We start from the raw sequence: 17,932 nt of genomic DNA, 5'->3' as shown, positions 1-17,932 counted from the left end.
CGTGGTCCTGCACCTTCCGGCTGGTGCGCCCCGGCTGTACGTGTTGCTGCTGGCCGCCGGGTTCGCGGTGACCGAGCCGTACTTTCAGACGCGCCGGAACCGCCGGAAGCGTCGGCATGCTGGTGCCCTGAGCGAATAGGCACTCGGGCGGGGGCCTGGTCGGGCGGCTTTGCCGCCTGACCTCGCGGGAGATGTGCCCGCCATTACCCGAGCGTCACAAGCGTTGCCCGCACGCCGCCCGTGACCCGGTCCAGGTCGGCGGCACCCCAGGCCGCCGGTGCCCCCCGACCAGCGCCCCGGCATCCGGGCATCCTCCCGATCCCCCGCCCCCGGCGATCAATCGCCCCACCTCCGCCAGCGCGGCCCCCGTCAATACAACCGCCCCCTCAGTGCAGCCGCCCCGGCTGGTAGGCGCCCGCCGGCTGGCGGGCCATGACGTTGCCGCGGTTGAAGGCGTTGATGAGGGCGATGGTGCACACCAGGGCCGTGAGCTGCTCCTCGTCGTAGTGCTTGGCGGCGTTCGCCCAGACCTCGTCGGTGACGCCGCCCGCCGCGTCGGCGATGCGGGTGCCCTCCTCGGTCAGCTCCAGGGCGGCCCGCTCGGCCTCCGTGAACACCGTGGCCTCCCGCCAGGCCGCCACCAGGTGGAGGCGGACCGAGGTCTCACCGGCGTGCGCGGCGTCCTTGGTGTGCATGTCGACGCAGAACCCGCACCCGTTGATCTGGCTGGCGCGCAGCAGCACCAGTTCGCGGGTCGCGGCCGGGAGCGCCGACTCGGCGAGAACGCGGTTCGCGGCGACGAGGTGCTTGCCGAAGGCGGCCGCGACCGGGCTGGCCATGAGGTTCATCCGAGCTTCCATGCTGCACTCCTGTGTCGTGTCGGTGCGGACACCACTAGGACGGGACGGCCGCCCGGGATGTGACACGGCTCGGTGTGACCTGCGTCGCGCGCGTCCGGGAGGCGTCCGCCGCCAGACCCGCCCCCGCCGCGCGGATCCCGCCCCCGCCGCGAATCCCGCCCCCGGCGCCACCAAGGAGTGAACGGCGGCGAGGGGGCCGCGGGGGCCGGTGGGGCGTACGAGGGAGCGGGGCTCGGTGCGGCGGGTCGCGGGGCTCGGCGGGTGGTGTGAGCGGGGCCGCGGGCGGGCGGGAGCGGGGGCGGAGGGCCGTTGCGCTGGATGGGCGCGGCGAGGTTTGCCCGGAACGCCCCCGGTCCATGGCTGTTGACGACCCTTCAACCCCCGACAAAAGGGAGTTTCTTCATGCGCATGCGCACGATCGTCACCGCGGTGGTCCTGTCCGCCGGATGCGTCCTGGGCGGTTCGGCCCAGGCCATGGCCAACGACTGGGGCGGCGACAACGACGGCCACGTCTCCGGCTGCGGGATCCTCGCCGGCACGACCGCCGGCAGCGGTGAGGCCAACACCTACTACGCCGAGGGCTGTCTGAACGTCGACAACGACGACGAGGGCCGTGACTGGGGCCACGACGACGGCCGTGACTGGGGCCACGACGACGAGGGCCGCGGCGAGGGCCACGACGGCCGCGACGAGAACCACGCGGGCATGTCGGACCCGCTGCACCTCGGTGGCGTCCAGGGCTGACGCCCGCTGAGCAGAAGGGGCCCCGCCCGACACGGCGGGGCCCCTTCGTCGTCCTACCCGGTCAGCCGCACTGACAGGGGTTGCCCGACTGGCAGCCGCAGCCGCAGCCGGAACCGCACCCGCAGGCACCGAACAGCGGCAGGCTCTTGATCTCGGCGGGCGCTTGCGTCTCGCGGTCCTGCGTGGGGTCGGGCGTACCGGGGGATTCGGCCATGGGTCCCTCCTTCGGACACGAAGGTGTGCGGTGCGGTGCGAAAGGCACCGCACCGCACAGCTTCCGTTCACCCATTGCATGCCCACCCGGGCGGGCGCATCAACGGCGCACGGAGGCTTTCGGGCGCCCCCGCGGACCGGGTTCAGGCCCCCTCGGCCCCCGTCACGGGCGGGATGTCCGTCTGGAGGACGTCCGCGTGCTCACCCGTGACGAGGTAGACCACGCGCTTGGCGACGGACACCGCGTGGTCGGCGAAGCGCTCGTAGTAGCGGCCGAGCAGCGTCACGTCGACCGCCGTCTCGATGCCGTGCTTCCACTTGTCGTCCAGCAGGTGCTGGAAGAGCGTGCGGTGCAGCAGGTCCATCTCGTCGTCGTCCTGCTCCAGCTGGAGGGCGAGGTCGACGTCCTTGGTGATGATGACCTCGGCCGCCTTGGCCATGAGGCGCTGGGCGAGCTGGCCCATCTCCAGGATCGTGGCGTGCAGGTCGTGCGGGATGGCCCGCTCGGGGAAGCGCAGCCGGGCGAGCTTGGCGACGTGCTGCGCCAGGTCGCCGGAGCGCTCCAGGTCGGCGGACATCCGCAGCGACGTCACGACGATCCGCAGATCCGTCGCCACCGGCTGCTGGCGGGCCAGCAGTGCTATCGCCCGGGCCTCCAGCTCGTGCTGCAGATCGTCGACCTTCTGGTCGGCGGCGATCACGCTCTCGGCCAGTTTCAGGTCGGAGTCGAGGATGGCCGTCGTGGCGCGCCCGATCGCCGACCCGACAAGCCGGGCCATCTCGACCAGGCCCTCGCCGATCGAGTCCAGTTCCTCGTGGTACGCGTCCCGCATCAGGATGTCCCTCTCTTACGTCTTCTCTGGGGGTTCCGGGGGCTGGGCCCTGACCGCCGGACAGGCCCTGTGAACCCCACGCTCCCACGTTCGGGCCCCTACGCGTCCGTTTCCGTCACCCCAAATGAACCATCACTGGCTCCAAGGTGAACTCTGGGCGACGAGTGTTCGAGCTCGCACTCGGATGGCTGTGGCCTCGACCGGCGACATGCCTAACCTGGGGGCATGGACGTGAACGCGGCGGTCGCCGCAGCGGCAGCGATCGCCGGAGTGCTCACCGGTGTCATCGCCATGCTGGCGTTCCGCTGGAGCGAGCGCGACCAGAAAAGGCCCACCAGGACCTCCCTGCACACGGACGCCGTGCTTCCCCCGGGGGTGGACACGGTGCTGTCCGTGCTCCGGTCCTCCGCCGTCGTACTCGACGAGGCGGACGCCGTGGTGAAGGCCAGCTCCGCCGCGTACGCCCTCGGGCTCGTGCGGGGCGGGAAGCTGGCCGTCGAGCCGATGATGCAGATGGCCCGCGACACCCGCCGAGACGGGGAGATACGCCAGGTCGAGCTGGATCTGCCCCGGCGGGGCACCGGGCGGGGCGAGGCCCTCGCCGTGTCCGCCCGGGTGGCGCCGCTCGGGTCCCGGCTCGTGCTCCTGCTGGTCGAGGACCTCACCGAGGCGCGCAGGATCGAAGCGGTACGACGCGACTTCGTCGCGAACGTGAGCCACGAGCTCAAGACGCCCGTGGGAGCGCTTTCACTGCTCTCCGAGGCTGTCATGGACGCCTCCGACGAACCCGAGGCCGTGCAGCGCTTCGCCGGCCGCATGCAGATCGAGGCCACCCGGCTCACCAACCTCGTGCAGGAGCTCATCGACCTGTCGCGGGTGCAGAACGACGACCCCCTGGAAGACGCCGAGCCCGTCCGGGTGGACGAGCTGGTGGCGGAGGCGATCGACCGCTGCCGCCACCAGGCCGGTACGAAGCAGATCACCATGGCGGCGGGCGGCACCGCCGAACTCCACGTCTGGGGGAACCGGGGTCAGCTGGCCGCCGCGCTGGGCAACCTGGTGGAGAACGCCGTCAACTACTCGCCGGCCCGCACCCGGGTCGGCATAGCCGCGCGCCGGGTGACCGCACCCGGCGGAGACCTCATCGAGGTGGCCGTGACCGACCAGGGCATCGGCATCTCGGACAAGGACAAGGAGCGCATCTTCGAGCGCTTCTACCGCGTGGACCCGGCCCGCTCACGTGCCACCGGAGGCACCGGCCTGGGACTCGCGATCGTCAAGCACGTGGCCGCCTCGCACGGCGGGGAGGTCACGGTGTGGAGCTCGGAGGGACAGGGCTCCACCTTCACCCTGCGACTGCCGGAGGCGGGCGCGGCCCGCGCCCGCCTGACCGGTCACCACATGCCTGGACTCGACGAAGACGACGAGAACGAGCAGCCCGACGGAACGACCGCCGTCTCATCCCCGTACGAACCGCATCCTGCCCCGGAGGTCCTTCCGTGACCCGAGTGCTCGTCGTCGAGGACGAGGAGTCCTTCTCCGACGCCCTGTCGTACATGCTCCGCAAGGAGGGCTTCGAGGTCGCCGTCGCGACCACCGGGCCCGACGGCCTCGACGAGTTCGAGCGCAACGGCGCCGACCTCGTCCTGCTCGACCTGATGCTGCCCGGCCTGCCGGGCACCGAGGTCTGCCGTCAGCTGCGCGGACGCTCCAACGTTCCGGTGATCATGGTCACCGCGAAGGACAGCGAGATCGACAAGGTCGTCGGGCTGGAGATAGGGGCGGACGACTACGTCACCAAGCCCTTCTCCTCCCGCGAGCTGGTCGCCCGGATCAGGGCCGTCCTGCGCCGGCGGGGTGAGCCCGAGGAGGTCACTCCGGCGGCCCTGGAGGCCGGACCGGTCCGGATGGACGTGGACCGTCACGTGGTCACCGTCGCCGGCTCAAAGATCGACCTCCCGCTGAAGGAGTTCGACCTCCTGGAGATGCTGCTGCGCAACGCGGGCCGTGTGCTGACCCGCATGCAGCTCATCGACCGGGTGTGGGGCGCCGACTACGTGGGCGACACCAAGACCCTCGACGTCCACGTGAAGCGCCTGCGCGCCAAGATCGAGCCGGACCCGGGCGCGCCGCGCTACCTGGTGACGGTGCGCGGTCTCGGCTACAAGTTCGAGCCGTAGACCGGCCCGGACGGCGAGCGGACGCACGAAGGGCGGCACCCCCCGCGAAGGGGGTGCCGCCCTCGGCCGTGCGTGAGCCGGGTGCCGCCGGGTCAGTGACCCTCGGCCGACTGGGAGGCGGAGGCACTGGCCGACGCGGCGTCGGTCGGGGTGCCGGTGGCCTCGTCGGACGGCGAGGCGGACGCGCCGGCCGACTTCGACGGCTTGCCGCTCGGGGAGGCGGACGCGGAGGCGCCGGGCGCCGCCGGGACCTCCGTCGGGCCCCAGCCGGTGAAGTAGCTCTCGGCCGGGACGACGAAGGCCCGCAGGCTCACGTCACCGGTCTCGCTGAAGTTGAAGGTGACCTTCTGCGCGTTGCCGTCCTGGACGGCCTCGGGGGTGCTCTCCAGCACCGCGGAGGCGTTGCCCTTGCCGCCGATGAGGACGGAGCCGTTGGCCGGGATCGTCAGCTTCCCGGATCCCTTGGCGGGCTTGATCGTGGCGGTCTGGCCGGCCACGGTGATCGAGTCCAGGGTCTGGGGGGTGCTCTCGCCGTTGAAGACGGCCGCGGAGATCGCGGCGGGGCCGGACGACTCCTTGTCGGGCTGCGTGATGACGAGGGCGTTCTGGACCTTGATCTCGCCCACGCTGGTGGCCGCGTTGTCAGGCTTGACCTGCAGGGTCTCGGCGTTATGGCCGGCGCTGCAGGCGGCGAGCGAGGCGATCGAGAACGCGATGGCGGCGGCGGCGAGGGAGCCGCGTCGAAGGCTGCTGCTCACGGCGGCGGCAACTCCTAGAACGTGGGCGAACGAGGGGCGGGCGGCCGTACGGCTGTAAAGCCGCCCTAAGGGTCTGTCAGCGGCCTTAGGTTACCGAGCCGTTCCCGCGCCGCCGCACCCGACCCGCCCCTACGGGCCGCCGGGCTGCGCCGGACCGCCGGCGGGGGCGGCCGGACCGGGCCCGGGGGGAGGCGCGCGGGGTAGTTGGACGCTGCACCGGTCCGCCATTCACATAAGCGCCGGGGGCCTTGACTTGCGGATTTCCCGGTGGGGATCGGTAACGGCCGGTGCGGAATGCGCAGCGCGCCGGAGAATTGATCATCGGCCGTAGTGATCAATTCCCGAAACGTCTCGTACCCGACTCCCCTCACCGAACGGAGTAGCGGAAGTCGCCCTCTTGGAGTCGGACAAAATAGGACGTTCGGACCACCTGGGGCCACTTCCGGGGTGTGTGACGTACGTGTTTCGCTCGGCCTGGACAGCCGCTCCCACCTGCGAATACCCTCTTCCGCTCGCCCCTCGCAGCACGTTCCGGTTGTGCTTGTCAAGCCCCGAGATATGCCCTGACCTGCGAAAACGCCATTCAGAAGACGCCGTTTCCGTGTTACTCTGGATAGCCACGGAAGGGGTACCTGTCACATGACGTTCAAGGTTGGCGACACCGTGGTCTATCCCCATCACGGGGCCGCGCTGATCGAGGCCATCGAAACTCGCCAGATCAAAGGCGTGGACAAGACCTACTTGGTGCTGAAGGTCGCCCAGGGCGACCTGACGGTACGTGTGCCAGCGGACAATGCGGAGTTCGTCGGCGTGCGTGATGTGGTCGGTCAGGACGGGCTGGACCGGGTCTTCGAGGTGCTGCGCGCGCCGTACGCCGAGGAGCCCACGAACTGGTCGCGTCGCTACAAGGCAAATCTGGAGAAGCTCGCCTCGGGCGATGTCATCAAGGTCGCGGAAGTCGTGCGTGACCTGTGGCGTCGTGAGCGCGAGCGCGGACTCTCCGCAGGTGAGAAGCGCATGCTCGCCAAGGCTCGGCAGATCCTGGTGAGCGAGCTGGCTCTCGCGGAGAACACGAACGAGGACAAGGCCGAGGCCCTGCTCGACGAGGTCCTCGCGTCCTGACGACGACGGTCGTCGAGCGACGGCCGTCCCGGCGGCGGTGCCCGTCGAGACGGCGGCCGGATTGACGCAGGCGCCGGCCTGTTCAGCGCAACGTAATGCCGCGGTGCCCGATGACGCGAAAGCTGTCGCCGGGCGCTGCGGCATGTTCGTGCCCGGACGCCGTCCGGGCACGGAACCCCGATGTCGTGCCTCGGGGCCGTCCCGGTCACCCGGCCTTCCGCGGTCCCGGTCCCCGACCGGTCGCGCGAACACCGGATGATCACGTGCGGCCCCGATACTGATGTGCCGGGCCCGGGCAGCCGACTCGACCGGATGTCACGGAAGGGGTCCGGTCAAGCGTCGCGCCCGGCACTGCCCCAACCGTCGGCCGGGGGTACGCCCAGGCCATACCCACCTCGGCCGAGCACACAAACCTGACAGGAACCGATGTCTGACGAATCGCGCCCTTCACCGCCGGAACCCCGCACCGCGGTCGTGATTCCGGCCGCCGGCCGGGGTGTGCGCCTCGGTCCGGGCGCCCCCAAAGCACTCCGCGCGCTGAACGGCACGCCCATGCTCGTCCACGCCGTACGCGCCATGGCCGCCTCCCGCGCGGTCTCCCTCGTCGTCGTCGTGGCCCCGCCCGACGGCGCGGCCGAGGTCAGGACGCTCCTCGACGCCCACCCGCTGCCGGAGCGGACCGACTTCCTCGTGGTCCCCGGCGGGGAGAGCCGCCAGGAGTCCGTGAGGTGCGGCCTCGACGCGCTGCCGGACGGCGTCGACATCGTCCTCGTGCACGACGCGGCCCGGCCGCTGGTGCCCGTGGACACCGTGGACGCGGTCATCGAGGCGGTACGGGACGGCGCCCCCGCCGTCGTACCTGCGCTGCCGCTCAGCGACACCGTCAAGCAGGTCGACCCGCGCGCCGACGGCTCGCCCGAGCCGGTCGTCGCCACGCCCGAGCGGGCCCTGCTGCGTGCGGTGCAGACCCCGCAGGGCTTCGACCGCGACACGCTCGTACGCGCCCACGCGGCCGTCAGCGACGACGTGACCGACGACGCGAGCATGGTCGAGCGGCTCGGCACCCCCGTCGTCGTGGTGCCGGGGCACGAGGAGGCGTTCAAGGTGACGCGCCCCCTGGACCTCGTACTCGCCGAGGCGGTCCTCGCGCGCAGGAGGCTCAACGATGGGTTCTGAGACGTCCGCCGGCCGGCCGCCCGCGAACCTGCCGGTGCTTCCGCAGGTCGGGATCGGTACCGACATCCACGCCTTCGAGGAGGGCCGCGAGCTGTGGTGCGCGGGGCTGCTCTGGGAGGGCGAGGGGCCCGGGCTCGCCGGGCACTCCGACGCGGACGTCGTCGCGCACGCCGCGTGCAACGCGCTGTTCTCCGCGGCGGGACTCGGTGACCTCGGGGCCCACTTCGGGACCGGGCGGCCCGAGTGGGCCGGCGCCTCGGGGGTCACGCTGCTCACCGAGGCCGCGCGCATCGTCCGCGCGGCCGGGTTCGCCGTGGGGAACGTGGCGGTGCAGGTCGTCGGACCGCGGCCGAAGATCGGCAGGCGCCGGGACGAGGCGCAGAAGCTGCTGTCCGAGGCGGTGGGGGCACCGGTCTCCGTGTCCGGCGCCACGACCGACGGGCTCGGCTTCCCCGGCCGGGACGAGGGTCTGCTGGCGGTGGCCACGGCGCTGGTCGTGCGGACGGACTGACCCGGGGGCCGCCGGGGAAGGAACCGGGGCGCCGGATGTCCGGGCGGATGTCACGAATCCGTGTGCCTTGAGGGGTAAGGGGCTCGGGGCACTAGCCAGGGCCCACTACCCTGGAGTGGTGACTATTCGCCTGTACGACACCAGCGCCCGGCAGATCCGTGACTTCACCCCGCTCGTGCCGGGTTGCGTCTCGATCTACCTGTGTGGTGCCACCGTGCAGGCCGCACCGCACATCGGGCACATCCGGTCCGGGCTCAACTTCGACATCATGCGCCGCTGGTTCGAGCACCGCGGATACGACGTCACCTTCATCCGGAACGTGACGGACATCGACGACAAGATCATCGTCAAGTCGGCGGAGCAGAACCGTCCCTGGTGGTCCATCGGGTACGCGAACGAGCGTGCCTTCAACGACGGCTACGACGTGCTCGGCTGCCTGCCGCCCACCTACGAGCCGCGCGCCACCGGGCACATCACCGAGATGGTCGAGATGATGCGCGCCCTCATCGAGCGCGGTCACGCGTACGAGGCCGACGGCAGCGTCTACTTCGACGTGCGCTCGTTCCCCGGGTACCTGGCGCTGTCCAACCAGGACCTCGACGAGCTGCGGCAGCCCGCCGAGGAGGGCATCACCGGCAAGCGCGACCCGCGCGACTTCGCCATGTGGAAGGCATCCAAGCCCGGCGAGCCCGACTGGGAGACCCCGTGGGGCCGCGGCCGTCCCGGCTGGCACCTGGAGTGCTCGGCGATGGCCCACAAGTACCTGGGCAGCGCCTTCGACATCCACGGCGGCGGGATCGACCTGATCTTCCCGCACCACGAGAACGAGATCGCCCAGGCCAAGGCCTTCGGTGACGACTTCGCCGCGTACTGGGTGCACAACGCCTGGGTCACCATGAGCGGCGAGAAGATGTCGAAGTCGCTCGGCAACTCGGTCCTGGTGAGCGAGATGGTCAAGCAGTGGCGCCCGATCGTGCTGCGCTACTACCTGGGCACCCCGCACTACCGCTCGATGATCGAGTACAGCGAAGAGGCCCTGCGCGAGGCCGAGTCGGCGTTCGCGCGCATCGAGGGCTTCGTGCAGCGCGTCGTCGAGAAGGCGGGGGGAGTGGTCGAGCCCGCCGCCGAGGTGCCGCCGGCCTTCGCCGAGGCGATGGACGACGACCTGGGCGTTCCGCAGGCCCTCGCCGTCGTGCACACCACGGTCCGCCAGGGCAACAGCGCGCTGGCCGCCGACGACAAGGAGGCCGCCGTCGCCCGCCTCGCCGAGGTCCGCGCGATGCTCGGCGTCCTCGGCCTCGACCCGCTCGACCCGCAGTGGGCGGGCGAGGGCGACCGCGGCGAGGACCTGCACGGCGTCGTCGACACCCTCGTACGTCTCGTGCTCCAGCAGCGCGAGTCGGCGCGGGGGCGCAAGGACTGGGCGACGGCGGACGCCATCCGGGACCAGCTGAACCAGTCGGGACTCGTCATCGAGGACGGCCCGCAGGGGCCCCGCTGGACCCTCGGACCGCGCTGAGCGGCTCCGTCGACCTTGATCGATTGTGCCGCCCGGGCCTCCGGGCGGCACACTTCATATACGTACGTACGCACGCCTCACACAGACAGGTAGGTCATGGCCGCTAACAACCGCCGCATGTCCGGCAAGAAGGGCGCGCAGGTCGGCAGTGGCGGCCAGCGACGCAAGGGCCTGGAGGGCCGGGGTCCGACCCCGCCCGCCGAGATGCGCAAGAAGCACAAGGCGAACCGCATCGCCAACGCCAAGGCGAAGCAGGCCGCCCGCCGGCCCGCGCCGCGCGGCCGGGGCGGCAAGGGCACGTCCGAGATGGTCGTCGGACGCAACCCGGTCGTCGAGGCGCTGCGCGAGGGCGTGCCCGCGGTCACGCTCTACGTCCAGCAGTTCATCGACAACGACGAGCGGGTGCGCGAGGCGCTCCAGCTCGCCGCGGACCGCGGCGGCATCCACCTCATGGAGGCGCCCCGCCCCGAGCTGGACCGCATGACCAACGGACTCAACCACCAGGGCCTGGTCCTCCAGGTCCCGCCGTACGAGTACGCGCACCCCGAGGACCTGGCCGCCGCCGCGTACGACGAGGGCAAGGACCCGCTGATCGTCGCCCTCGACGGCGTGACGGACCCGCGCAACCTCGGTGCCGTCGTCCGGTCCGTCTCCGCCTTCGGCGGTCACGGCGTCGTCGTGCCCGAGCGGCGCGCGGCGGGCATGACCGCCGGCGCCTGGAAGACGTCCGCCGGCACCGCGGCCCGTACGCCCGTCGCCCGCGCGTCGAACCTGACCCGCGCCCTGGAGTCGTACAAGAAGGCCGGACTCGTCGTGGTCGGGCTGGCCGCGGACGGCGAGGTCGAGATCGGTGAACTGGAGGCCCTGGGCGGCCCGGTGGTCATCGTGGTCGGCAGCGAGGGCAAGGGCCTGTCCCGGCTCGTGGGCGAGACCTGCGACTTCCGGGTGCGGATCCCGATGCCCGGCGGCGCCGAGTCGCTGAACGCCGGTGTGGCCGCGGGCGTCGTCCTCTACGAGGCGTCCCGACGCCGCGTCTGAACAGATGTGCGCGTGATCCCCCCCGTGGGGCAACCGGGATGTTCCGGATGACCTTGACGCGGTCCGGACACATCGGCCGGGTCAAAGCAGTGTCCTAAACAGACGTCACTCGGTTAGATGAGTGTGGACACCAGAACACCCCGCACACCCACGGGGGACCGCTCGTCGGGATACGACGACGCTCCCGCGCTGAGCATGGTGAAGGTGCCGAGCGACCCGGCGCAGATCATCGTCAATCACGCGAGTTTCCGCGTGCGGCTGGGCGGGTCGACACGGACCCGATCGCCGCGCATCGCGCAGCCCCTCAGCTCCGCCGAGGCCACCGCTCGCACCCCCGTCGTCGGTAAGGGCGGTACGGCTGCGGGCGGTTCGGCCGCCGGAACGCGCCGTCGCGCCCCCGTCGTCTGGAGCGGGAAGTCCGCGCCCGACGACACGGGCGCCACCCGGCTGCTCCAGGCCGCGCGCAGTACGAGCGTGCGCCACGGCGAGGACGCGCCGGGCGACACGGGCGCGACCCAGGTCATCCCGGTCGTCGGCCTCGGCGAACAGGACGGCTACCAGGCCGACATGACCGTGGAGACGGTCGAGACGCCGCTCGTCGGCAGCCAGCGGTCCCCCGTCGCCGGGGAGACGCGGCTCCTGCCGCACATGCGCCAGGTCGGCAGCGCCTACGACGAACCGGCCTACGCGGACACCGAGTTCGCCGAACAGGTCCTCGACGAGGACCTCGACGAGGACCTCGACCAGGACGAGGACGCGTCCCCGGCGAAGCGCCACGCCGCCGACCCGGTCCGGCACGCGTACTACCCCGGCCGCCGGATGAACCTCGGCGTCGTGCTGCTCCCGCTGCGCGTCTTCCTCGGGTTCATCTCCATCTACGCCGGCATGGGCAAGCTCTGCGACCCCGTCTACTTCGACGGCGGCAAGCGCGGCTCGATGGTCAAGTGGCTCAACTCCCTGCACCCGTGGGAAATGGCCGAGCCGCTGCGCCAGTTCGCGCTCCAGCACCCCGTCGGCGCCGGTCTCGTCATCGCCTTCCTCCAGGTCGTCGTGGGCGTCCTCACGATCCTGGGACTCTGGCAGCGCGTCGCGGCCGTCGTCGGCGCCGGACTGTCGGCCGCCCTGCTGCTCACCGTCAGCTGGAAGACGGTGCCGGTGTACGACGCGCCCGACATCATCTACCTCGCCGCCTGGTCCCCGCTGATCACCGCGGGCGCCCCGGTCTACTCCGTCGACGGACGCCTCGCCGGCGAGGCCTGGCGCAGGCTCGGCCCGCGCGCGGACATCTGGGAGCTGCGGCAGCGTGTGCTGCGCCGCGGCGCGCTCGTCACTACTGTCGTCGTCGGACTCACGCTGCTCGTCGGCTCGCTCCTCGGCGGTGCGGTGCGCGACGCCGACCGGGTCGTCGTACCGGGTCCCGGCGAGGCCCCGCGCAACGAGCTGCCCGGTTCACCGCTTCCCGGAGAGCCCGGCAAGCGCAGCCACAAGGCCAGCCCGTCCGCCTCCGAGACGCCGACCCGCGGCGCCTCCTCGTCCCCGTCGGGCGCGGCCACGACGCCCGGTGCGGCGACGACGCCCGGCACGACGGGCAGTGCCCCCACCCAGACCCAGGGCACCGGCCAGGCCCCGCCCCGGCAGTCGTCCCCCGCGCAGCAGGCACCGAGCACCACCTCCGGTCCGACCTCGGGTGGCAGCACCTCCGGCGGCACCGGCTCGGGCGGTACGTCCGGCGGCGGTTCGAGCGGCGGCGGTTCCGGCGGCTCCGACCGTCTCGTGGGCGGCCTCCTCGGCTGACGCCCGCGGCTGGACACGTCGACGGCCCCGCACACCCGGTGTGCGGGGCCGTCGACGTGTGTCCGGACTGTGGCGGGGACGGGGCGGCCGGGGGCCGTCAGCCGCCCGCCGCACCGCTCAAGGGCGCCTCAGCGGCCCAGCGCCGCCAGTTCCTTGGCCGCCTCGCTGAGGTCCTTGGCGGTGTCGATGGCGCGCCAGTAGGCCCCCTGCGGGATCGGGAAGCCGGCCAGGCGGCGTTCGCGGGCCAGGCGCGGGAACGTGGTGCGCTCGTGGTCGCCGCGCTCCGGGAGCAGGGAGGCGAACTCGGGGGAGAAGACGTAGACGCCCGCGTTGATCTCGTGCTGCGTCGGCGGGGACTCGATGAAGTCCGTGATGCGGCCGAAGCCGTCGGTCTTCACGGCGCCCCAGGGGATGCGGGGGCGGGCCAGCGCGAGGGTCGCGACCGCGTCGCGCTCGGTGTGGAAGTCCGCCATGTCGCGCAGCGAGAAACGGGTCCAGATGTCGCCGTTCGTCGCGTACCAGGGCTTGTCCGGGTGCGGGAGGTGGGCGGCGGCGTACTTGAGGCCGCCACCGCGGCCGAGGGGCTCCGTCTCGACGACCGTCTTCACGTTGACCGGGAGATCGGCGGAGTCGAGCCACCTCTGGAGCACCTCGGCGAGGTGCCCGCAGCTGACCACCACGTCCGTCACGCCCTCCTCGGCGAGCCAGACGAGCTGGTGGCCGATGATCGGGGTCCCGGTGCCGGGGATCTCGACCATCGGCTTGGGCCGGTCGTCGGTGTAGGGGCGCAGGCGGGACCCTTGGCCGCCGGCCAGGACAACGGCTTGAACGGGGCGCGACGCGGCGTTCGGATCGGTCATGCCCGAACTGTACGTGGCGCCCCGTCGGAGGCTTCGAGCGGCAATCGTTCCGTTACCGGGAGGACGCGAACGGTGCCGGGGACGGTCCTACCGGGCCGCGAGGCCGTGGGCCACCCCCGATGCGAAGGCGGTGTCGCAGACGGGCCGCGAGAACGACTGGGCACGCGTCGGGCCGTACACGCGCACGGCTGCCCGGCCGAGGGCACGGGCGATCGACAAGCAGTGCCTCGCCAGCGACGGGCGGCCGTTCACCGCCTGCTGGAGGTGGGTCAGCGCGACGCCCGGGTCCTTCTCCTGGAGCTCCATCAGGAGTCTGTCCCGCAGGACGTCCTGCGGGGCGCGGGAGGACTGACGCTTGGAGACGTCCGTCGAGGAGGCGGTGAGCACCGAGTCCGAGGAGGTCCCCGACCAGTTGACTCGGGTGACCGCGAGGGTCCCGGAGAGCACCAGGACGACAGGCAGAACGAGGGCGAGGGTGCGGCCGATCCGGCGGGCGGGGCCACGGCCACGCCGGGTCCGTTGGTTAGTGGTGGAGTGCTTCACGCGAGTGAGGGTAGCGCGGGGTGATGATTTGGCGACATTTAGTCACCGGTTCGGGGGACGGGAAAGGGGAGGATTTCGGGTGACGTGTTGACGTACACGTATCGAAATGACCGCTCTGCCGGGGTATTTGTCGACAACGGAAAGAGCCCCGCAGCAGGCTGCGGGGCTCTTCTCGTCAACTTACGTGAATTCACCCTCCACGGGGGGTTGGAGCGGCCTCAGTCGGAGAGGCGCTCGCCCGTGGAGGTCGAGAACACGTGGGTCTCGCCCGGGCGCGGGACGACGTGCAGCGTGGCGCCCTTGTCCGGGACCGCGCGGCCGCTGACGCGGACGACGAGGTCCTTGAGCTCGCCGTCGACCTTGGCGCTGCCGTAGACGTAGCCGTCGGCGCCGAGCTCCTCGACGACGTTGACGGACACGGCCAGGCCGGCCGGGGCGTCCTCGGTCGCCTTGCTGAGGGAGGACGCCGCGGCGCCGCCGCCCTGCTCGACGATGTCGAAGTGCTCGGGGCGGACGCCGACGGTGACCGTGCGGTCGCCCTTGTCGGCGGCGGCCTTGAGCGCGTCCCGGTTGACCGGCACGACGCTGTTGCCGAACTTCACGCCGCCGTCGGTGATCGGGACCTCGACCAGGTTCATGGCGGGGGAGCCGATGAACCCGGCGACGAACAGGTTCGCCGGACGGTCGTACATGTTGCGCGGGGAGTCGACCTGCTGGAGCAGACCGTCCTTGAGCACCGCCACGCGGTCGCCCATGGTCATGGCCTCGACCTGGTCGTGGGTGACGTAGACGGTCGTGATGCCGAGGCGGCGCTGCAGGCTCGCGATCTGCGTACGCGTCGAGACGCGGAGCTTGGCGTCGAGGTTCGACAGCGGCTCGTCCATGAGGAACACCTGGGGCTCGCGCACGATGGCGCGGCCCATGGCGACGCGCTGGCGCTGACCGCCGGAGAGCGCCTTCGGCTTGCGGCCGAGGTACTCGGTGAGGTCGAGGATCTTCGCCGCGTCCTCGACCTTCTGGCGGATCTCGGCCTTGTTGACGCCGGCGATCTTGAGCGCGAAGCCCATGTTGTCGGCGACCGTCATGTGCGGGTACAGCGCGTAGTTCTGGAACACCATGGCGATGTCCCGGTCCTTGGGCGGCAGGTGCGTGACGTCGCGGTCGCCGATGCGGATGGCGCCGCCGTTCACGTCCTCGAGCCCCGCGAGCATGCGGAGCGAGGTGGACTTGCCGCAGCCGGAGGGACCGACGAGGACGAGGAACTCGCCGTCCTCGATGTCGATCTCCAGAGCATCGACGGCGGGCTTCTCGGAACCCGGGTAGATCCGGGTCGCCTTGTCGAACGAGACAGTGGCCATGGTGAGGGGCCCCCTTCACCGGCAGGAACGTGCCGGACGATCCGTTGTAAAGGTGGTGAAACCACTGCGGAACGTTCCGTAGTGGTGTAGTCCACACGAGTGAACTGGGTCAGGACGCTACCCCGCGTTCACCGGATCTGTCAGTAGTCCGAGGCCGATGAAGTTCGCGGAAATTTTCGACGGACCCCCGCGGTGACGTGGGTACACTGCACGGGCGTGCACGCACGCAACACCGCACGCACGCGTGCGGGCCTCCTTAGCTCAGCTGGTCAGAGCGCCGCTCTTGTAAAGCGAAGGTCGTCGGTTCGAATCCGACAGGGGGCTCTTCCGCTGAACAGCACGAACGCCCCGGCCGAAGTTCGGTCCGGGGCGTTCGGCATCCAGGGGTGACATCGACGGGGGGCGTCCACTGCCCGGGCGGTGCGGTGCCTGAGCAGGCGGTCCACGCGGCTGATGGCCTCGGGCTGTGTGTCGGACGCCACGTGCGTGTGGACGTCCATCGCCATGCTGATCCGGCTGGGGCCCGAAGTCGTTGCCGTCGCCGGGCGCCTCGCTCAGGTCATGGTCGCGAACGACCTGAAGGAACTCGCAGCGCTGCACGACACCGGCCCGGGCCCCGGCACTCGACATGGGCCGCGGCGTTGAGTGTCCAACTCCCGTGACCATGCGGACGGACGGCGGCGGACACGCCCCAGGGATGGCCGTCCGGCAAGGGGGGTGTTTGTTGCCGTCCAGGTGAGAACGCTCCTTCTCAGAGCGCGACGGGTCCGTACGTCCCGTCGCGGAACGTGAAGGTCTTCGTCTCGGTGTCGTACTCGTCGCGTATGTAGCCGCCGTGACCCGACTTCGTAGTGATCGCTCATGGTGCGCATGGTGTCCGTCGGCACACCTCGCGATCAGGCGGTGTTCTTCGGGCGCCCTTGATCCTGGGCCCGATGGCTCCGCTCCCCGTTCCGATGGCTCCGCTCCCCGTTCCGGGGGCTCCCCTGGAGAGGCCCCGGTCAGCCCCCGTCGACCGGGGCCTCCGGCGTTCCGTGCAGGCGTACCTCGGCGGGTTCCGTGTCCTCGGGGGTCGTGGCCACGGCGACGGACGCGGTCCAGGGGGCCGGTAGCGGCAGGTCGGTGACGGACCACGGCCGGGTGTCGCCGGGGCGTGCGCCCGCAGTGACGCGTACCGGGCCCGGTGCGGCCGGGTCGCTCTCCAGCCGGGTGAGGTCGGTGGTGACGCCGATGCCGACGGCCTTGAGGACGGCCTCCTTGCGGGTCCAGCAGCGCAGGAAGGCCCTCTCGCGCGCCGATCCGGGGGCCAGGGCCGCCAGGTGGGCCCGCTCCGCGGGGGAGAGGGCGACGGACGCCAGCTCCGCGGTGGCGAGGGCGCGCCGGCGCTCGACGTCGACGCCGACGAGGCGCTCGCTCACCGCGAGGGCCGCGCAGCCGTCGGCGTGGGAGACGCTGATGTGCGGCGCGGCGGCCGGACGCAGCACGACCGGCGGCCCCTTCTCGGGCGCCCCGCAGCAGGGGCAGGCCGCACGCCCCATCTCGACGTCCTCGGGCCGGACCCCGAGCAGCGCGCCCAGGGCCCGGCGCACACCCGCGCGGGAGCCCACGACGGACGCCTTGGCGCGCGGGGTGCGCGCACGGTCGGCGCGGGCACGCTCCGCGGGGCTCAGCAGGGCGAGGTCGGCCGGTGCGAACGGCACCGGTATGCGCCACCACCACACGTCCGCCGTCACCGTGCCACCCGTCTCCGTCGCCCGCCGAAAAAGCTGTCGCCGCCGTCGTATGGTGCACGCGCTTCCGGTCCGGTGGGGGAATGTCGGCATCTTCCTGCCGTGCTGTTGCGGGTTGTTCGTGTAACCAGTTAGAAAGTCCCCGGAATATCCCTCCGTTGGAGTGCGGAGGGGAATTCCGCTTCCGTCGGCCGGCTGTCCGTTCCCCCGCTGCCGCCCGCGGACGGAGCAGGCGGAGGCCGGTGACCCTGGGGTCGCCGGCCTCCGCCTTTCCGTTGTCCGGACGCGGTGCCGTTAATTGTGAACGCCCATGGTTGCTGGTCCGGCGGGCGGCCCGGCTCTTAGTGTCATGGCAAGGGAATCGGAAATCCGTTCCGGCGTCCGGCGGTTGACAAGTAACCAGTGCATTTCCCACGGGAGGAATTCCAGTATGTCGAACGGAACCAAGCAGGAGCAGCTCGACGAAATCCGCGAGATCGTCGCCGAGGTGCTCGAGCTGGAGCCGGAGGAAATCACGGAGACCAGCCTCTTCGTCGAGGACCACGAGGCGGACTCGCTGCGCGCGATCGAGATCCTGGCGCGCCTGGAGAAGAAGTACAAGGTCGAGATACCGCAGTCGGAACTGCCCAAGATGGTCAACCTCACCGAGGTGCACCGGATCCTGGGGCAGCACGCGGGCTGGCAGGACTGACC

Annotated in this window: 18 protein-coding genes and 1 tRNA gene; 11 read left to right on the top strand and 8 right to left on the bottom strand. The window is 71.4% G+C overall.

What is annotated here, in order from left to right; all coding sequences use genetic code 11:
* Positions 1–386: 386 nt before the first annotated feature.
* Complete coding sequence (locus tag ACWGIS_RS19995) at positions 387–860, bottom strand: carboxymuconolactone decarboxylase family protein (protein ID WP_453363765.1); 474 nt, start codon at positions 858–860, stop codon at positions 387–389.
* Positions 861–1,262: 402 nt separating this feature from the next.
* Here ACWGIS_RS19995 and ACWGIS_RS19990 point away from each other — a divergent pair, with 402 nt between their 5' ends.
* Positions 1,263–1,604, top strand: coding sequence for a hypothetical protein (locus ACWGIS_RS19990; protein ID WP_453363764.1), 342 nt, complete (start codon positions 1,263–1,265; stop codon positions 1,602–1,604).
* 61 nt (positions 1,605–1,665) lie between these two features.
* Here the strand turns inward: ACWGIS_RS19990 and ACWGIS_RS19985 are convergent, their stop codons facing one another.
* Positions 1,666–1,818 (bottom strand): hypothetical protein, encoded by a 153-nt coding sequence (locus tag ACWGIS_RS19985; RefSeq protein ID WP_453363763.1) that lies wholly within the window; start codon positions 1,816–1,818, stop codon positions 1,666–1,668.
* Between the two features lie 142 nt (positions 1,819–1,960).
* Complete coding sequence (phoU, locus tag ACWGIS_RS19980; RefSeq protein WP_453363762.1) at positions 1,961–2,650, bottom strand: phosphate signaling complex protein PhoU; 690 nt, start codon at positions 2,648–2,650, stop codon at positions 1,961–1,963.
* A 225-nt stretch (positions 2,651–2,875) separates the two neighbouring features.
* On the opposite strand from phoU, the gene ACWGIS_RS19975 reads away from it, so the two are divergent.
* On the top strand, positions 2,876–4,153 hold the full coding sequence (locus ACWGIS_RS19975; protein WP_453363761.1) for a sensor histidine kinase: 1,278 nt from the start codon (positions 2,876–2,878) through the stop codon (positions 4,151–4,153).
* A complete protein-coding gene (locus ACWGIS_RS19970; protein WP_355780277.1) occupies positions 4,150–4,830 on the top strand; it encodes a response regulator transcription factor in 681 nt (226 codons plus the stop codon). Before ACWGIS_RS19975 ends, ACWGIS_RS19970 begins: the two co-directional genes overlap by 4 nt.
* 92 nt (positions 4,831–4,922) lie before the next feature.
* Here the strand turns inward: ACWGIS_RS19970 and ACWGIS_RS19965 are convergent, their stop codons facing one another.
* Positions 4,923–5,588 (bottom strand): DUF461 domain-containing protein, encoded by a 666-nt coding sequence (locus ACWGIS_RS19965; RefSeq protein WP_453363760.1) that lies wholly within the window; start codon positions 5,586–5,588, stop codon positions 4,923–4,925.
* Between the two features lie 639 nt (positions 5,589–6,227).
* Here ACWGIS_RS19965 and ACWGIS_RS19960 point away from each other — a divergent pair.
* The 6 genes from ACWGIS_RS19960 to ACWGIS_RS19935 all read left to right on the top strand — a co-directional run bounded on the left by ACWGIS_RS19960 (position 6,228) and on the right by ACWGIS_RS19935 (position 12,748).
* A complete protein-coding gene (locus ACWGIS_RS19960; RefSeq protein ID WP_003953493.1) occupies positions 6,228–6,710 on the top strand; it encodes a CarD family transcriptional regulator in 483 nt (160 codons plus the stop codon).
* A 426-nt stretch (positions 6,711–7,136) separates the two neighbouring features.
* Entirely contained in the window at positions 7,137–7,886 is a 750-nt protein-coding gene (ispD, locus tag ACWGIS_RS19955; protein ID WP_453363759.1) for a 2-C-methyl-D-erythritol 4-phosphate cytidylyltransferase, read from the top strand.
* Complete coding sequence (ispF, locus tag ACWGIS_RS19950) at positions 7,876–8,397, top strand: 2-C-methyl-D-erythritol 2,4-cyclodiphosphate synthase (RefSeq protein WP_453363758.1); 522 nt, start codon at positions 7,876–7,878, stop codon at positions 8,395–8,397. Before ispD ends, ispF begins: the two co-directional genes overlap by 11 nt.
* A 118-nt stretch (positions 8,398–8,515) precedes the next feature.
* A complete protein-coding gene (gene cysS, locus ACWGIS_RS19945) occupies positions 8,516–9,916 on the top strand; it encodes a cysteine--tRNA ligase (RefSeq protein WP_453363757.1) in 1,401 nt (466 codons plus the stop codon).
* Between the two features lie 96 nt (positions 9,917–10,012).
* Positions 10,013–10,954, top strand: a complete 942-nt coding sequence (gene rlmB / locus ACWGIS_RS19940; RefSeq protein WP_453363756.1) for a 23S rRNA (guanosine(2251)-2'-O)-methyltransferase RlmB — start codon at positions 10,013–10,015, stop codon at positions 10,952–10,954.
* Positions 10,955–11,071: 117 nt separating this feature from the next.
* Entirely contained in the window at positions 11,072–12,748 is a 1,677-nt protein-coding gene (locus tag ACWGIS_RS19935) for a DoxX family protein (protein ID WP_453363755.1), read from the top strand.
* A gap of 128 nt (positions 12,749–12,876) precedes the next feature.
* Here the strand turns inward: ACWGIS_RS19935 and ACWGIS_RS19930 are convergent, their stop codons facing one another.
* From ACWGIS_RS19930 to ACWGIS_RS19920, 3 genes are all read right to left on the bottom strand, one after another.
* On the bottom strand, positions 12,877–13,608 hold the full coding sequence (locus ACWGIS_RS19930; protein WP_453363754.1) for a nucleotidyltransferase family protein: 732 nt from the start codon (positions 13,606–13,608) through the stop codon (positions 12,877–12,879).
* Between the two features lie 87 nt (positions 13,609–13,695).
* Positions 13,696–14,151, bottom strand: a complete 456-nt coding sequence (locus tag ACWGIS_RS19925) for a hypothetical protein (RefSeq protein ID WP_453363753.1) — start codon at positions 14,149–14,151, stop codon at positions 13,696–13,698.
* Between the two features lie 218 nt (positions 14,152–14,369).
* Positions 14,370–15,509 carry an ABC transporter ATP-binding protein gene (locus ACWGIS_RS19920; RefSeq protein WP_453363752.1) on the bottom strand — a complete coding sequence of 380 codons (1,140 nt, stop codon included), beginning with the start codon at positions 15,507–15,509 and terminating at the stop codon, positions 14,370–14,372.
* A gap of 250 nt (positions 15,510–15,759) precedes the next feature.
* Here ACWGIS_RS19920 and ACWGIS_RS19915 point away from each other — a divergent pair.
* Positions 15,760–15,833 (top strand) — tRNA-Thr (locus ACWGIS_RS19915).
* Positions 15,834–16,510: 677 nt separating this feature from the next.
* On the opposite strand, the gene ACWGIS_RS19910 is transcribed toward ACWGIS_RS19915, so the two are convergent.
* Complete coding sequence (locus ACWGIS_RS19910) at positions 16,511–17,242, bottom strand: 4'-phosphopantetheinyl transferase family protein (RefSeq protein WP_453363751.1); 732 nt, start codon at positions 17,240–17,242, stop codon at positions 16,511–16,513.
* A gap of 427 nt (positions 17,243–17,669) precedes the next feature.
* Here ACWGIS_RS19910 and ACWGIS_RS19905 point away from each other — a divergent pair, with 427 nt between their 5' ends.
* Positions 17,670–17,930: an acyl carrier protein gene (locus ACWGIS_RS19905; RefSeq protein ID WP_121402202.1), complete on the top strand. Its 261-nt coding sequence runs from the start codon at positions 17,670–17,672 to the stop codon at positions 17,928–17,930.
* The last annotated feature ends 2 nt before the right edge of the window (positions 17,931–17,932 follow it).

The organism is Streptomyces sp. NPDC054842, assembly GCF_053611025.1.
This window is presented reverse-complemented; position numbering and strand designations above follow the sequence as displayed.